This window comes from Chryseobacterium contaminans (assembly GCF_001684955.1).
In the GTDB taxonomy this organism is placed as follows: Bacteria; Bacteroidota; Bacteroidia; order Flavobacteriales; family Weeksellaceae; genus Chryseobacterium; species Chryseobacterium contaminans.
This window is the reverse complement of record NZ_MAYF01000157.1, coordinates 1-15,987: the sequence shown is the minus strand read 5'-3', so window position 1 is coordinate 15,987 and position 15,987 is coordinate 1. Positions and strand designations below refer to the sequence as shown.

Annotated in this window: 14 protein-coding genes; 8 read left to right on the top strand and 6 right to left on the bottom strand. The window is 35.9% G+C overall.

Annotation, left to right across the window (positions count from 1 at the left end; translation table 11 throughout):
- Positions 1 to 12 precede the first annotated feature (12 nt).
- Together BBH99_RS10335 and BBH99_RS10330 are read right to left on the bottom strand one after the other, a co-directional pair.
- Complete coding sequence (locus BBH99_RS10335; RefSeq protein WP_066695255.1) at positions 13 to 786, bottom strand: succinate dehydrogenase/fumarate reductase iron-sulfur subunit; 774 nt, start codon at positions 784 to 786, stop codon at positions 13 to 15.
- A gap of 600 nt (positions 787 to 1,386) precedes the next feature.
- Positions 1,387 to 2,706 carry an aspartate kinase gene (locus tag BBH99_RS10330; protein WP_066695251.1) on the bottom strand — a complete coding sequence of 440 codons (1,320 nt, stop codon included), beginning with the start codon at positions 2,704 to 2,706 and terminating at the stop codon, positions 1,387 to 1,389.
- Positions 2,707 to 3,034: 328 nt separating this feature from the next.
- On the opposite strand from BBH99_RS10330, the gene BBH99_RS10325 reads away from it, so the two are divergent.
- Positions 3,035 to 3,268 carry a hypothetical protein gene (locus tag BBH99_RS10325; RefSeq protein ID WP_066695250.1) on the top strand — a complete coding sequence of 78 codons (234 nt, stop codon included), beginning with the start codon at positions 3,035 to 3,037 and terminating at the stop codon, positions 3,266 to 3,268.
- Between the two features lie 179 nt (positions 3,269 to 3,447).
- Here the strand turns inward: BBH99_RS10325 and BBH99_RS10320 are convergent, their stop codons facing one another.
- Positions 3,448 to 4,404 carry a hypothetical protein gene (locus BBH99_RS10320; RefSeq protein WP_066695249.1) on the bottom strand — a complete coding sequence of 319 codons (957 nt, stop codon included), beginning with the start codon at positions 4,402 to 4,404 and terminating at the stop codon, positions 3,448 to 3,450.
- Between the two features lie 181 nt (positions 4,405 to 4,585).
- Between BBH99_RS10320 and BBH99_RS10315 the strand changes: the two genes are divergently transcribed.
- From BBH99_RS10315 to BBH99_RS10305, 3 genes are all read left to right on the top strand, one after another.
- Entirely contained in the window at positions 4,586 to 5,374 is a 789-nt protein-coding gene (locus tag BBH99_RS10315) for a hypothetical protein (RefSeq protein ID WP_066695248.1), read from the top strand.
- A gap of 153 nt (positions 5,375 to 5,527) precedes the next feature.
- Positions 5,528 to 6,571: a serine hydrolase domain-containing protein gene (locus tag BBH99_RS10310; RefSeq protein ID WP_066695245.1), complete on the top strand. Its 1,044-nt coding sequence runs from the start codon at positions 5,528 to 5,530 to the stop codon at positions 6,569 to 6,571.
- Positions 6,572 to 6,689: 118 nt separating this feature from the next.
- Positions 6,690 to 7,076: a hypothetical protein gene (locus BBH99_RS10305; RefSeq protein ID WP_066695243.1), complete on the top strand. Its 387-nt coding sequence runs from the start codon at positions 6,690 to 6,692 to the stop codon at positions 7,074 to 7,076.
- 20 nt (positions 7,077 to 7,096) lie between these two features.
- On the opposite strand, the gene BBH99_RS10300 is transcribed toward BBH99_RS10305, so the two are convergent.
- Complete coding sequence (locus BBH99_RS10300; protein ID WP_066695240.1) at positions 7,097 to 7,861, bottom strand: hypothetical protein; 765 nt, start codon at positions 7,859 to 7,861, stop codon at positions 7,097 to 7,099.
- Positions 7,862 to 7,893: 32 nt separating this feature from the next.
- Here BBH99_RS10300 and BBH99_RS10295 point away from each other — a divergent pair, with 32 nt between their 5' ends.
- Entirely contained in the window at positions 7,894 to 8,148 is a 255-nt protein-coding gene (locus BBH99_RS10295) for a hypothetical protein (RefSeq protein WP_123873120.1), read from the top strand.
- A 51-nt stretch (positions 8,149 to 8,199) separates the two neighbouring features.
- On the opposite strand, the gene BBH99_RS10290 is transcribed toward BBH99_RS10295, so the two are convergent.
- Positions 8,200 to 9,360, bottom strand: coding sequence for an MFS transporter (locus BBH99_RS10290; protein ID WP_066695235.1), 1,161 nt, complete (start codon positions 9,358 to 9,360; stop codon positions 8,200 to 8,202).
- Positions 9,361 to 9,553: 193 nt separating this feature from the next.
- Between BBH99_RS10290 and BBH99_RS10285 the strand changes: the two genes are divergently transcribed.
- Positions 9,554 to 10,399 carry a helix-turn-helix domain-containing protein gene (locus BBH99_RS10285; RefSeq protein ID WP_228390786.1) on the top strand — a complete coding sequence of 282 codons (846 nt, stop codon included), beginning with the start codon at positions 9,554 to 9,556 and terminating at the stop codon, positions 10,397 to 10,399.
- Positions 10,400 to 10,526: 127 nt separating this feature from the next.
- A complete protein-coding gene (locus tag BBH99_RS10280; protein WP_066695233.1) occupies positions 10,527 to 11,156 on the top strand; it encodes a hypothetical protein in 630 nt (209 codons plus the stop codon).
- A gap of 254 nt (positions 11,157 to 11,410) precedes the next feature.
- Here the strand turns inward: BBH99_RS10280 and BBH99_RS10275 are convergent, their stop codons facing one another.
- Positions 11,411 to 12,418, bottom strand: coding sequence for a T9SS type A sorting domain-containing protein (locus BBH99_RS10275; protein WP_066695231.1), 1,008 nt, complete (start codon positions 12,416 to 12,418; stop codon positions 11,411 to 11,413).
- Between the two features lie 251 nt (positions 12,419 to 12,669).
- Between BBH99_RS10275 and BBH99_RS10270 the strand changes: the two genes are divergently transcribed.
- Positions 12,670 to 15,987: DEAD/DEAH box helicase (locus BBH99_RS10270; RefSeq protein ID WP_066695227.1), on the top strand; the 3,318-nt coding region annotated here is incomplete at its 3' end.

Here is a 15,987-nt window from a genome sequence, read left to right as displayed (position 1 = left end):
TATCATGAATTGTCAGCTATTTTCTTTACTAATCCAGGCTGAAATATATTCTCTGTTCATCCTTGCTATGGTATCCAGAGTTATATGTTTCGGACATTCTATTTCACAGGCACCTATAACGGAGCAGTTGCCAAAACCTTCGTCATCCATCGCTTTAACCATATTTAAAACCCTTCTTTTAGCCTCTACCCTTCCTTGGGGAAGTAAGGCAAAATGAGAAACTTTTGCTCCTACAAAAAGCATTGCAGCTCCATTAGGGCAGCAGGCCACACATGCACCACAACTAATACAGGCAGCTGCATCCATTGCATTTTCAGCATCTTCTTTAGGAATAGAGACCGCGTTGGCATCCAATGTATTTCCTGATGTATTTACAGAAATAAAGCCACCTGCTGCCATAATTCTATCAAAGGCACTCCGGTCCGTAATCAGATCTTTGATAACAGGAAATGCAACACTGCGCCAGGGTTCAACAGTTATCGTATCTCCGTCCTTAAACATTCGCATATGCAGCTGGCAGGTAGTTATTCCTGTATCGGGTCCATGGGCCCGTCCATTGATATACAAAGAACACATTCCACAGATTCCCTCTCTACAGTCATGATCGAATGCAACAGGTTCTTTATCATCCCTAATGAGTTGTTCATTAAGAATATCCAACATTTCGAGAAATGAAAGATCTGTAGAAATCCCAGTGACTGAATACATTTCAAACCGTCCTTTTGTTTTCCTGTTTTTTTGTCGCCACACCTTTAATGTAAGGTTTAAATTTTGTCTGGTGTTCATAGAATAAGAATTGATCGGTGAAAATTCAAATCATTATCAATACGGATATTAAATTGCCTTGAGCACTGATAATTGATTTTTTTATATAACTGATATTCAAAATTAAGAGAGCTGTACTTACCCATACTATGACCATAATCATATAGGCTGGCTATCTCTAGAACTGTTAATCAGAATAAAAAAATATTTAATTATTTTATCATTCAACCTATTATGAGTCTGGTCATATTACCCATCAGATTAAACTGCTAGATTTGATTGGTCAAAACATCAAAAACACTAATCAAACTAAAAGTAAAGGGAATATCAATGCAGCAGTATCTGACAGTTTACAGCCCAGAAGATAGGGCAAAATATTAAAGAAACTGTTCATATCAATCTATCTAGAATTAGTGAAATTTCTTAGGAATAATTTTTTAAAATTTATTTGTTATGAAATTTACATTTTTTCCCTCCCGATATTCGGGAGGTTTTCTGTTAAAAGACCTATTCACAGCATTGTTTACATGATATTGTATCTTTTACAGAAAAACCCCGGAACAAAACAAAAACCGCCTTTGCAGGCGGTTTTCTCTATAATTCTATCTTAAATATTCATGACTAAAACAATCTGTTATGCAATGATCTCAAGGCTTCCAGCTTGAAAACAGATGGAACTAATAATGAAATATTATTTTCACTTCCGCCATAGGAAATCATTCGTATTGGAATATGTTTTACCGCTTCAGAGACAATGGTTGCATATCCGTGATTATTTTTTCTAAAATCTCCCACAATACATATAATTGACTGCTCACTGTCAATTTCAACAGCTGAGAAAGAGTTCAGTTCTCTTACAATTTCAGAAAGATTATCCGTTTGGTCAATCGTAAGGGAAACAGCCACTTCGGAAGTCGTAATCATATCTATAGGTGTTTTGTAGCGTTCAAAAACTTCAAAAACCTTTCTCAAAAAGCCATACGCCATCAGCATACGGGAAGACTGGATACGGATCGCGGTGATGCCGTCTTTAGCTGCAATTGCCACAATCTGATTCTGATTAGTAGCTTCTCCGGAAATTAAGGTTCCTACAGCAGAAGGATTCATGGTGTCTAATAATCTTACAGGAACATTATACTTTCTTGCAGGGAAAACACTTTGTGGATGAAGGATTTTCGCCCCAAAATATGATAATTCTGCCGCTTCATCGAAACTTAGTCTGGCAATAGATTTTGTGTTCTGGACATATCTCGGATCATTATTGTGGAATCCATCAATATCTGTCCAGATCTGAATTTCTTCTACCTGTAATGCTGCTCCCAGCAAAGAAGCGGTGTAATCGGAACCTCCCCTTTGCAGATTATCAATTTCACCCTGAGCATTTCTGCATATATAGCCTTGGGTAATAAATAAAGTTTCTTCGTTGTGTTTTGCAATTTCAAGGGATGCATTCTTTCTGATTTCATCAATATTAGGTTCTTTATCCTCATCAATCAGCATAAAATCTAATGCCGATAACAGTACAGAAGACACTTCTTTTTCCTTTAGGTATAAATGAAAAAGGGTTGTTGAGATAATTTCCCCCTGCGCAAGTATAATACGTTCAGCACTGGAAGTGAAATTTTTATGTTTGAACTGGTAAAACAGGTCAAAAATTTTATCAATAAAAGCCGAAGCCTCCAGAATTCCTTTTTCTGTTTTAAATAGTTCATTTACGAATTTTTTATATTTCTGGTGCAGTAAATCAATATGCTTATAAGCTCCTTCAATATCCTTACTTTCATACAACTCAGATAATTTTACAAGATCATTTGTGGTACCAGAAACAGCTGATAAAACAACCAGGTGCTTGTCTGAGGCCTGAGATCTGATAATGGGTAATAACTGTTCAATCCGTTCCGGGCTTCCCACCGAAGTCCCGCCAAATTTCAATACTTTCATAATATATTAAATTGTTAATTTTTTTTCAAAAAAAAAGAGCTTGTCGTGATGACAAGCTCCTGATGTATTTGATTTCTAACCACTAGGAAATGACTCACGACATTGGACGTAAGTACTGTTTCTTTCCCTTTTTTAAGTTAGATAATATCATTTTCTTTTTTTTGCTGGGCAAATATACATTTTTTTGGGAATGTTTACAAAAAAGATAAAAGTAGGACTGAAAATAAAAAAAGTAATCAGAAATAGCTCTCAAAATAAACCCAGAAATTGTTCATCAATATGATCAACTTACGTTAAGATTTCCGAACTTTGCATCAATTCAATAATAATGGAAGAATTTGAACTCCCCGTAACCTATAAAGGTAAAGATGAACTTTTTAATGTAAAACTGGCAACGTTTACCCATGGCTATAAATTCTATGTAGATGTACATGGACACGAAGTTGTTTTTGAACGGGATGATTCAGGCAATATGCGGGCGCTTGTACAGGATATCTCATCAGAGTCTAAAGTAGATAAAGGGCTTATTGAAGCCATTATGGAAGTATTCAATGCGCTCTAGCTTAAAACGGCCCCTAATCATTGGTAAGTTTTTAGTTTTTATCTTTATATCATTTAAATTTGTAGATATCCTTTTCATCAGCAAAACTGGAGTTATCAGCTTTTCATTTTTTTTTTTTTTATTACTGAAACTTGGTTAATCAGGTTTTACAGCTGGTCATCGTCAATTTTTCCTAAAATTTAATACACTTCAAGGTCTTTAGTCCCTTTAGGACGATAGAGATAAAGGGTAATGTAAGTTGTAGTTATATCTTTCCCTTTTCTTTTAAAGCTGCCCCAAAGAGTTGGTTTTTCGTTAACGATATTCTGCAGGCATACAATTTTACCATTTGCATAAAAAGTCATTTTATAATCCTCAATAGGTTTTAAATCAAAAAATGTAATATCAGTATTGGTTCTGAATACATAATTATTATTCCATCTGGATTTTATTTCTTCAGGCAGTAAATACAGTTGCTGTGCTACTCTTTTCTCTCTGTTATAATAAATAGCAGCCAATGCACTCCATGAACCCTTCATATAAATATTCCTCACCTTATCATATTTAGCCAGTACTTCCTGTTCAATAACTGCTAGTTTCTCTTTATCATCAGTGAGTAAAACTTCAGCATTTTCAAGGGTTTTGATCTCATAAGGAACTTCAGCGAAGAAGGAGAACGTGTCTTCAAATATATTACTGTTTCCACGCCTTTTTTTAGAAGTTGAATATTTCCTCTCTTCATTTTCTTCAAGGTTTCCTGTCTGGTTTTTCAATGACTTTACTATTTTAATCTGCATTTCTGAGTTAGGAGAAAGCTCAGGGTTTAAAGCATTCGTATCCTGATTAAATCCTGGAGTCATTTTAATGGTAACTTTCTGATTTCCTTTTTTAGTAATCCATTCATTCAACGGAAAATAAGAACCTTCAAGACCTTTTCCGGAGTCATCATTATATTTTATAACCGGAATATCATTAATCAAGACTTCAAAAGAACAGTTATTGCTGGAAATATAAGCACCATAACGAGGTTCAGTTTCTATACCTTTTAAATCCTGAATCGTTGCAGAAGGATTGAGAGAGAGCATAACAGGTTTAGTTGCTTTCTCAGCATGAGCCGACAAAGACAAGATCAAACCTAATAAAAAATATTTTTTCATAATTTTCAGATCTCATGTATAATTTTTCCATGAGATTTTCATGGTAGTTAGTTCAATTTTTCATATCAGAAGTAATCAATTTCTGATATGATAAAAATAACATAATTTTTTTTTACAGATATATCCCTATTTCAAGAGGCAAATTCAATAAAAAATCATTTATTTGCAAAAAATTATAAACATGAAAAAAATAATATTTCTGGCAATATCTTTCAGCCTGCTTTCTTCCTGTAGTTCCAGTTCGGATGAGGTAACTTCCAAGCCGGAATCCCCAAAACCAGAAGTACCTGTAAAATCGAAGAAAATTATTGAGGTCAAACAAGATAATAAACTGGTTTATACGTTTACTTACAACAGTGATGGTAAAATTTCTGAAATAGGCAACTATTCTAATACAGGTAGCCTTTTCAGTACTACTAAAGTGGAATACACCAACGGTTTTGAAACAAGAAGAAGTACATATAACCTGCAAAATCAACTTTATAACTACCATACCTATATTTATACAGGAAAGCATATTTCCGAACGGGCCATTTATTCCAGGGAACCATCAACAGGAAAGGAGCTCTTGGTTCAGAGAACCTATTATACCAATGATCCCAGTAAATCGGATCACAATTTAACAGGGGTACAATATTATGACGGCTCCGGAGCTTTAGTTGCAAAAAGTGATATTACCTATATAGACAGTAACGGAAGTAGCTCTACTTTTGTTTATAACGCAGCAGGAAAAAAAACAAATAGTACTCTATGGATGAGAGATAATGCAATAGCGTGGGATAAAGTATTGGACCCGTTTACTTACCAGCATGAGCATAATACAACATCTGTAACAGACAATAATCTTATAGATGGTACTACAACAGGATATAATATAGAATATACTTATGACAGCAGTAATTATCCTCTCACGGCCAAGTATTCATTTTCCAACGGGGTAAAATATACTTATACATTTACCTGGCAATAAAAAATATTTCTTTTGCTACTATATAATGGAGATCTATTAAGGATCTCTTTTTTATTCACTGAAAAACAACCTGTTACATTTGCAAAATCAGAAAAATCTGTTTAGTTTTATTTGGAGAAATGAAATCTTATTCAATCTATCCAGTTTCAATCTATGAAAAAACTGACTTTTTTATTTTTCATTGTTACCTCTGGCCTTACTAATGCTCAACAAACAAAGGTAGAGCAATTCAGTACTGCATTGGATTCTGTTCGTATCCAATTAAAAATACCAGGAATGGCCGTTGCTATAAAACAGGGAAATATTGTTTTGCTTCAAAAAGGTTATGGATTTACAGATCTGGAAAAACATATTCCGGCCACCGCTCAAACAACCTTTAGGGTGGCATCCGTAACAAAAACTTTTACCTCTACCCTGTTGATGCAGCTTGTGGAACAAGGGAAACTAAAATTGGACGATCCTGTACAGAAATACGGGGTCAATCTGAATAATCCCAACATCACAATAAAACATCTGCTTACCCATACTTCTGAGGAAATTCCGGGATCTCATTTTCAGTATAATGGATATGGATTGCTGGGCCCCATTCTGGAAAAAGTATCCGGGCTTCCTTTTTATCGGTTATTGTCAGAAAATATACTGATTCCTCTGAAAATGACATCTTCTGCTCCGTCCATTACCCCTGAACAAGTGTGTGAATATAGTTCTGCAAACCCTTCCGTTCTTCCTTTTTTCACTACTACTTTCAATCTACTCGCAAAACCTTATGAACTGACTTCTTCAGGTGAGATTAAACGGATTGAATACCTTAATGAGTTTGGTGCATTTGGCGGACTGGCAACAAGTGTTGCTGACTTGTTGAAATATTCAGATGCTATTGATCGTCATCAGTTTATTTCAAAAGCAGGACAAAAACTTGTTTTTACTCCTAACAGAACTGATACTGGCTTTATCACACCCTATGGACTGGGTTGGTTTGTGGAATCTTACAAAGGAAAGGATTATTATTGGCATTATGGGCAAACTAATGGAGAGTCGGCGCTCTTTATAAAAGTACCTTCATTGAAACTTACTTTGGCTGTACTGTGTAACACCGATAAGCTTAGTCAGCCATTTCCACTTGGTGACGGAGATCTGATGATGTCACCCGTCGGAACCCTTTTTTATCATTTTTTATTGAGGAAACAAACATCCTGATCACCAGCTGGAAAATAAAGAATTAATAAGTAAAGCTTCCATAGCGATTTTAAATAATGATACTCTAAAAGCCCAAAAGCTATATGAGGAATATAAGAAAAGGAATAAGTTTAATGCAATGCCGGCTCCATTGAGAAAAGTTATTGCAGAGATTCAAAATGTTGGGATTGATAAAAATCTTACCCGTACTTTCAGTCTTTCTTATTCTACTCCAGTAAAAATATTGGGTGTGGGTGAAAACTGTTCAGGAAACGGCAGTTCATGGTGTGATTACGGATGGATTGAGGATTCTTCGGGGAAAATGGTATGGCAAATGCAGAATCACCCATCTTCTCATGCAGGTGGAGCTGTGAAAAATCAGAAGGTGTATCAGGAGATCATTCTACCGGAGGGAAAATATACTCTTCATTATAAATCAGATTCCGGACATGCCTATAATCATTGGGATTCTATTCCTCCTGATAATTTTTTCTGGGGAATCAAACTCCTGAAAAACGCTCAATAACTCTGATTTTAATGCAATGTTTATTCAAACACTACATAGTTTACTTTGTCTACTCCGGTATTTCCTGTTTTCTCATGGTAAGCATATAACGTAAGCTCGTAATTTCCTGGAGTATTAATGATATGATTTCCTTCAAATAAATTGGTGGAAACCCATGACATATCAATATTTTTAACGAATTTTCCATCTTTCTTAAGGATTCCTTTCACTTCAATCTCATCAGAATTCCAGACACCGCCTTTTTCAATCACACATCCGCACATCATCACAATATTGGCCTGGAACAGGAAAGGTTTATCCTTAATGGTGTTTAATGCAATATACTGATGGGTTCTTGGTTTCAGGATATCAATAATATATCCGGGAATTTCAAGAATGATGCCCTCTCCTAAAATATTTTTTCCAGGAATCAGCCACAGTTCAGTACTTACAACAGCCTGTGCCTGTCTGCTGTTCAAAGGAGAAATAACCTCTATTGTAACAAATGTAGGTTCATCAATATCAACTGTTGCTACAAATCCACCTGTCTGCGCGTCAGTAATGGAATTTCCTCTCACTTTAGCCGTTTTCATAATCAGATCAGTGTTCCCCGTACTTCCGGTTGTATTTCCTTCTGCTAAAATTTGTTGGTTCAGCTTATTTCTGACAATGATATGAGCACCGCCCAGTGAGCTTCCAATAAATTTAGCATCCTTTGCTTTAGCCCTTACCATCACTTGAGTTTCAGTGGCAGAAATCATAAGATTAGAGAAAAGTATTGCGGTAAATAGAAGAAGTATTTTCATGATTGTATTCCGGATTCTCTCCTGACTTCAAAATGATTAATGGAGACGAAAATACCGCCACCTTATCCATGTTTTCAGAATGGCTTCCAACAGTATTTGGACAGTTTACAGATCGAACTGTACAGATTGAAAATATAGAAATTCACTGTTCTGAACATCATGGTTTGGCTACCTATACAGAAATTCAGACCACAGAAGGAATAGTAAACAGAAGAAAAGCGTCTGCCATTTTCCTTTTTAATGAAGAAAAAGCATTGTGGTTCCATCTTGTAGAGAACTGGATATAAAAATAAACGGACTGCCTTTCCCTAGCAGTCCGTTTTATTTCTTTACAACAGTTACTTATTATTTCTGAATACCTTCATCCTGCCGGCCATCATGCTTAACAGGATTCCAAAGCAGGCAAAAAGACCAAAAGAATATCTGAGATCAAAACTTTCTGCAATATATCCAATCAGAGGAGGCCCAATAAGAAAACCTAAAAAGGAGATGCTGGATACAAATGACAAAGCGATACTTGGTGCCACTGTATTCACCTGTCCGATGGTACTGTATACGGATGGCACACTTAAGGATGCTCCAAGTCCGATAATCATAAAAGCAATGGTACACATCCATAGTTCAGGAAAGAAGATGCTCAGGAAAAGACCGATGCTCATCAGAATGCCGCAAAATTGAAGCACGGTTCTTTTTCCTAATTTCTCAATAATTCTGTTTCCGACGAACCGTCCTAAAGTCATCATTAAGATAAAACTCGTATATCCCAATATAACAAGGTTTTCCGGCGCTTTTACAATCGTTTGAAAGTAAACACCGCTCCAGTCAAACATCGCTCCTTCAATCGCCATGCTTAAAAAACCAATGATTCCCAATCCCACCAACGTAGGATTTACGGATTTAAAAATAGACTGAGTTTGCGGCTCAGTTTTATGAATAATATTGGTAAGATGGTTCCTGCTGTACGTCCAGATAAGCGTGACAAGAATAAATGTCAGCACAAAATGATGAAATGTTTCTACATGAAGATTAATAGTAAGCATTCCTACAACCGCACCAATCAGTCCTGCAAAACACCAGGCACCATGATAAGAAGACAATAATGTTCTTTTTGTGATGGATTCTATCTCAATTGCCTGGGTATTCACTGCAATATTGCACAGGTTTCCCGTCACTCCAAAGAAAAACAGAACGGCTGCCAATATCCAGTAAGATGGCGAAAGACCAATCAGTAAAAGAAAACCGGGATATAGTAAAAAACAACTTTTAATGATCCTGCTGCTTCCATATCTGCTGATTAATTTTCCGGATAACATCATTGTGGAAAGCTGGCCAATCGGCATCAGAAGCAGAAGGGTTCCAAGCTGTGCCTCATTGATAGAAAGAGCTTCTTTAATAATAGGAATCCGGCTGGCCCATGACGAAAAAACAAGCCCGTGGGCAAAGAAAAGTAAAAAACAGGCCGTAGGCATTCTCGAATTCAATGATTCTCTATCTTGCATTGTAACAGGATTTGATTAAAATTTCCGGTTGCGAAGTTAGCAACACTCAACCAATAAAATACATTCCATTTTTGATATTTTATATTCCATTTTAAACAATGCTTTTAAAAAGAAAAATTAACTGCTTACATTTGATCGCTGGAATACAAGTGACCTAATTATTAACCATTCCCAGAAGTTATCTAACTGTACAATGATAGAGATCAAACCCAACTTTGAAGGATTACGTATTGAAAAATACAGCATAAACAGCCTCTCAGACTTTCATACAAAAGCAGGAAAACTGAATAAACTGTTACTTTGTTTTGTATCCAATGGTACACTGGATCTTCAAATCAATGCTCTTCCTTTCCATATCCAGTCCAATTCCACCATTATGCTTTTACCTGATACAGATCTTGGAACTATTTCAGGCAGCCGCGATCTTGAAGTATCTGTATTATTCATCTCTTTGGATTTCATCAGTACTTATAGTTTTCTGACTGTTCTTCTGGCCAGTGATGAGATCAAATTCAATCCTGCTATAAAAGTTGAATCCACAGCCAGAAAGCTCATTTGGTCTACTGTAAAGTTAATTGAGGATTATCATTCCAAAACAAAGGAAGAAAGCACCATGGAATCTGTGCAATACCTGCTCTATGCCCTTCTGGAATTGGTTTCAAAACTTTATCTGCCGGTTATCAAAAACAACAGCCTTTTACAATCCAGAAGCCAGGATATCATCGATCATTTTTTTGAATTATTGAATAAGCATGGGCATCTGGAAAGAAGTGTATTGTTTTATTCTGATCAGTTACACCTTTCCCCACAATACTTAAGCAGCTTCATCAAAAAAGAAACCGGGAAACCTATTAAACAATGGATAAGCTATAGAGTGATTAAACAGGCTGAAGAACTCCTCAAGACAACCTCACTCTCCATAAAAGAAATCAGCAACCAGCTGCAGTTTGTAGATTCTTCCCTATTTTGCAGGTATTTCAGACGTTGTACAGGAATTACAGCCAACACGTATAGAGAAAATTATAAGATCAAAAAATAAAGCAGCTTCAATGAAAATCCGTGCAGTGCTGGTCATTCCATCTTTGACTTATATGTAAAATCTTATTTCCAATTAACAAATCAACTCATTATTTTGTAATTTTGGTCCCGCAAAAAGAAAACGAATTATGCCAGGGAAGCCATTGTTACTATCAGCAGCGTGTCTGCTATTGATCCATTGTAAAAAAGAAAGCACTCCAAATTCAATTATTGTACAAGATACTATAAAGCAAAAGAGCATAGGATCTGTAACCGAAAAAAATCAGGACAATACACCAATAGAAACAGTAAAAACATTCTTAATCTGGTATAGAGACAATGAAAATAACCTTTCTCGTTTCAATACCATAAAAGGCGGCCCTCAGTCTGAAAATGAACCTCCCGCCAATTATTCTATAGATTTTGAACAGGTTGATAAAGAAATATCTTTTTTGAAAAACAGCAATCTCTTATCAGAAAAGTTTCTGGCCACTTACAGGCAGAATTATATGGATGGAGATGAGGATTTCAAAAAGAATCCAATTAATGATGGTCCTCCCCAAGGATTTGATTATAATTATTTTTTCAAAACCCAAGACGATTATCAATCTGATCTAAATCAAATTGAAGCATTAAATTTTACTATAAAAAAGGTCAATTCTCAGTTGTCCCATGTAGATTTTCACCTGAAAAACTGTGATATGAGCTATCAATACACTCTTGTCAAAAACAATGGAGATCAATGGCTAATTGATTCCATTGAAAATATCGACAAATAGCTATTTTATTCATTCAAAAATTAAATACAGTTTCTTTAATACATTCCTTTTCTATTTTTATTAGAGAAAGAGATTACAGTATTTTGGATGATGAATGGAACACTGCAAAACAGAAAATTGAAATACTAATCAAAGAAAAGGACGCTTTTGTAAAGAGCTGAAATCCATACACCTGAGAAACCGATCAATTGAAAAAATAAAAACCAGACGTAAAAGCTAATTTGTTTTACGTCTGATTCTATATCAGCAACTATTTACTTTTTAATTATCTTCTTTGAAATAACAGCCCCATTTTTCAATTCCCCCTGAAGAATATAAACTCCTTTTGAAAGCTTTGAAACATCAATTTTTCCAGAATTTTCGGCAGTTACAACAATCTTACCTTCAAGAGAACTGATCGTAACCTTTTTAAGCCCTTCTTTTGAGTCTATTGTAATAAAATCTGTACTTGGGTTCGGATAAATGGAGATCTCCCCTTTTTTACTATCCAAATTAACTGTTGAAAGCACTGCGCTATCAAGATAAGATACCGATTTTGATATATTCGTATTTCCGTTAATTACAGATGTATTGATTGCAAAACTAAACACCATCCCATCCGCCTGGCTCACCCATTGATAAGATTCATTGGTGTAAGTAACGGTAATAGGAGTAGGTAAACTGGAAATAAGCTGTGTTGCAGTTCTCATTCTTTTTATTCTCAATACATTAGGGTAAGTTCCCCGGGGTGTAATTACTGTACCATAACCATCCACAGTAACACTCACCTGTCCTGTTTCATTCGTATTTCCAATAACTGCAGAAACACTGTTGAATTCATAGGTATCATCAAACTGCTGCAGATAAGTAATCGGAAACTTATACTCAATAAGAGGGTTAACATAAGTAACAGTAACATCTCCCAACACAGGTCCTGAATAAGAGCCCAGTATCGTTGCATCAAGATCTGTCATAGCACTAAAATCATGAGTATCAGCACTCGTCATTGTTGCAATCCTGTTAGCTCCGGGAAACCGGAAGCAATTGGATTCTCCAGGGCAAGCTTTGTTTATATAAGCAATAGAATTTGTTCCTGTATATGCAGAAAAATCCCAGGTAATATTAGCTCCGGCAGCTCCGGCTGTAATAGAGGTACCGCTTACATCTTCAGATTTGAGACTAATCGTACTGTTAACACGGTCAACACCAGCTCTTGTTATTGATGGCTGAGCATAGCACATTATTCCCACAAAAAGGAATAAGATAAGGTTTAATTTTTTCATAATATTTTGGTTTAATGTGAATTACAAAGTTATTTTCTTTATGAATATAAAGCACTTAATTTTTAGAAATATATTTTCATCTACCTAAAACCCTATTTATTCTATCAACTCCATGCAATAAGTCACCAAATGAATAAGTAAATACAACTACAACAATTACCAATTATCGTTGCATGGGCAAACCGATACATTATTACATTAAAAACATCTCATTTTATCCTTTTTTTGTAAGTTTGCTCCGATCTATTTTTATGGCAGAATATATTCTTGAAAACATCAATATCAGTACACTTTCCGTGTATGATCTGTTAAAGCACACTACAGAAAGTTCATTTATTGGAATCACTGATTTTCGTGAAGTCTATCCCATTGCCATTGAAAATAATACAGGAATATTTACAAAGAAATCTTCGTTGCAGGATTTTCCTGCCGTTTCCATAAGCCGTATAGGCAATTCCTTGATTTGCAGCTGTACCTGTGACAACGCTAAGGCTCAACTTTGCTCCCATCAGGCAGAAATTATTCATTGCATCCTGGAAGAGAAAAATTACCGTATTTTCTTTGATGATATTTTACGTAAGAAAACATTCGTATCCAAAGCCAAAGGATATGGTTTGGAAAATGAACCTGACCTTGACCAGTATTTTGAGTTGGAACTGGCCGAAGGAAAGCTTGAAATTTTACCCAAAATCAAGGAAATGCTTCCTATGGATGAACAAGCATTCCGAAGAGATCTGCTGCCTCAACTTCCATCTCAATTGGATGCACTGGCCACACTGGAAACAGATAAAAAACAGATATTGGTCATCGGTAAGCACCGTTACTACAATCATCTGATATTTTCCCTCATGGAAGCAGAAATCACCCAAACCGGGAAGATCAAAAATCCTGTTACTGCTGTAGACGCCATGCAATTGATATGGAAAGCAGAGAAACCTCTGGATATAAAATTCTATACGGCGATCTCTTCTTTTCAAAACAATTATAATGAAGATTATAATACTTCGGAGCTGGAAGCCTTAAAGCTTATTGTAAAGAATCCTCTCGAACTGGATGTTTACTATCATGACCGAGAAATTTCAGAAACCATCTCCGCAAAGTCACTTACACCTGTTAAACTTAATACTTTAAGTGCAGATATACAACTATCTGTCTTTAAGAAAGATCCATTCTATGAAATTACCGGAGAATTGCTATTTAACGATTCATCCGTTCCTTTTAAAAATGTGGTTATCAGAAATGAATATTTTGTTTATAACAATAACATTTTCAGCTTTATAGACCATCCTGACATGCTCAGGGTCATTAGATTTTTTAAGGCTAATAATGAGATCTTACTGATTCATTCTTCAAAATATGAGGATTTTATGAAGCAAATCCTGTCTACACTTGAAGAACATATCCACATCAATTACAGCTATATACAAACAGCAACGAAAGTACAGCTTGAAGAAAAGAATTTTCAGACAGAAAGAGTTATTTATCTTCGTCAACAGGAGAATTATATCGGAATTACTCCTGTCGTGAAATACGGTCAGGTTGAAGTTCCCGTATATTCCAGAAAGCAGATTTTTGATACCGATCAGAATGGAAATCCTTTTAAAATAGAAAGAAATAATGCTTTAGAAGCCCGTTTCACTTCTTTAGTGATGCAAATGCACCCTGATTTTGAAGAACAGATGGATGGATATCAGTATTTCTACCTGCACAGAGATAAGTTCCTTGATGACCACTGGTTTTTGAATGCTTTTGAAACATGGCGGAATGAAGGAATTATCATTTTAGGCTTTAATGAATTGAAAAACAATAAGCTTAATTCACACCGTGCGAAGATCAATATTCAGATTACCAGCGGACTGGATTGGTTTAATGCAAAATTAAAAGTAAGTTTTGGCCAGAAAGAAGCTGCTTTAAAACAGCTTCACAGAGCAATCCGGAATAAAAGCAAATTCGTTCAGCTGGACGATGGCAGCCTTGGTATCCTTCCTGAAGAGTGGATAGATAAAATGGCAGCCTATTTTCAGGCCGGAGAAATTGATGAAGAGTTGTTGAAAATTCCGAAAATTAATTTCACCGAAGTCTCTTCTCTTTTTGAAAAGGAAGTATTGAGCACTGAAGTTCAGAATGAAATTGCAACCTATTCCACGAAACTCCTAAATGAGAAGAATATTCCTCAGATCAACATTCCTGATGGATTAAATGCCGAATTAAGAGATTATCAGCATGATGGATTAAACTGGCTTAATTTTCTTGACGGCTTCAACTTCGGAGGATGTCTTGCCGATGATATGGGGCTGGGAAAAACACTTCAGATCATAGCATTTATCCTTTCTCAAAGGGAAAAAAGAGGACATACCACCAATCTTGTAGTAGTTCCTACTTCTCTGCTGTTCAACTGGCAGGAAGAGATCAGCAAATTTGCTCCTTCCATAAAGGTTTTAGTGCATTATGGTCCGGACCGGTCAAAAGCAACCTCCCATTTCTCCGATTATGAAGTTGTTCTTACCAGCTATGGAATGCTGCTTTCAGACATCCGTTTTTTAAAGACATTTAATTTCAATTATATTTTCCTTGATGAGTCTCAGACCATTAAGAACCCAAATTCAGAAAGATACAAAGCAGCAAGGCTTCTTCAGGCCAGAAACAGGATTGTTTTAACGGGAACCCCTATTGAGAACAGTACTTTTGATCTTTACAGCCAGCTTTCTTTTGCGTGCCCGGGTTTATTAGGAAGTAAACAGTCTTTCAAAGATATTTATGCCATTCCCATTGATAAATTTGAATACAGCAAACGGGCGATGGAGCTTCAGCAGAAGATAAAGCCGTTTATTCTCCGCAGAACAAAGAAACAGGTAGCCAAAGAACTTCCGGAGAAAACAGAAACTGTTATTTACTGTGAAATGAACACAGAACAACGAAAGATTTACGATGCTTATGAAAAGGAACTTCGTGAGTTTATTGCCGCTAATGATGACGATGATCTTAACAAAAACAGCATGCATGTTCTTACAGGCCTTACAAGACTGAGACAGATCTGTAACTCACCTGTCTTAATTAAAGAAGGATACTCAGGTGAAAATGCAGTTAAAATTGAGATTCTGATGGAACAGATTCTTGGAAAATCAAAAGACCATAAAATTCTGGTATTCTCACAGTTTGTAGGAATGCTGGATTTGTTGAAACCCGAACTGGAACGTCACGGAATCCCTTTTGAATATCTTACCGGACAAACCAAAGACAGAGGAAAGAAAGTAGCTAATTTCCAGGAAAATGAAGAGATCCGGGTATTTTTGATTAGTTTAAAAGCCGGTGGTGTTGGGCTTAATCTTACCCAAGCTGATTATATTTACCTGATTGATCCATGGTGGAATCCTGCTACCGAAAACCAGGCTATTGACAGAAGTTATCGTATAGGACAGACTAAAAATGTGATTGCTGTCCGTATGATCTGTTCCAATACGGTAGAAGAAAAAATCCTGACTCTTCAGAAAAAGAAGACCATATTGGCTCAAAATCTGCTTAAAACAGACGGCAGCAAGTTCCAAGGGTTTTCAAAACAGGATCTTCTT

Coding starts and splice junctions, on each gene's coding strand:
- BBH99_RS10275 (WP_066695231.1), bottom strand. CDS start 12,418: ATGAAAAAATTAAACCTTATCTTATTCCTTTTTGTGGGAATAATGTGC.
- BBH99_RS10330 (WP_066695251.1), bottom strand. CDS start 2,706: ATGAAAGTATTGAAATTTGGCGGGACTTCGGTGGGAAGCCCGGAACGG.
- BBH99_RS10285 (WP_228390786.1), top strand. CDS start 9,554: ATGATAGAGATCAAACCCAACTTTGAAGGATTACGTATTGAAAAATAC.
- BBH99_RS10310 (WP_066695245.1), top strand. CDS start 5,528: ATGAAAAAACTGACTTTTTTATTTTTCATTGTTACCTCTGGCCTTACT.
- BBH99_RS10280 (WP_066695233.1), top strand. CDS start 10,527: ATGCCAGGGAAGCCATTGTTACTATCAGCAGCGTGTCTGCTATTGATC.
- BBH99_RS10305 (WP_066695243.1), top strand. CDS start 6,690: ATGCCGGCTCCATTGAGAAAAGTTATTGCAGAGATTCAAAATGTTGGG.
- BBH99_RS10320 (WP_066695249.1), bottom strand. CDS start 4,404: ATGAAAAAATATTTTTTATTAGGTTTGATCTTGTCTTTGTCGGCTCAT.
- BBH99_RS10315 (WP_066695248.1), top strand. CDS start 4,586: ATGAAAAAAATAATATTTCTGGCAATATCTTTCAGCCTGCTTTCTTCC.
- BBH99_RS10335 (WP_066695255.1), bottom strand. CDS start 786: ATGAACACCAGACAAAATTTAAACCTTACATTAAAGGTGTGGCGACAA.
- BBH99_RS10300 (WP_066695240.1), bottom strand. CDS start 7,861: ATGAAAATACTTCTTCTATTTACCGCAATACTTTTCTCTAATCTTATG.
- BBH99_RS10290 (WP_066695235.1), bottom strand. CDS start 9,360: ATGCAAGATAGAGAATCATTGAATTCGAGAATGCCTACGGCCTGTTTT.
- BBH99_RS10295 (WP_123873120.1), top strand. CDS start 7,894: ATGATTAATGGAGACGAAAATACCGCCACCTTATCCATGTTTTCAGAA.
- BBH99_RS10325 (WP_066695250.1), top strand. CDS start 3,035: ATGGAAGAATTTGAACTCCCCGTAACCTATAAAGGTAAAGATGAACTT.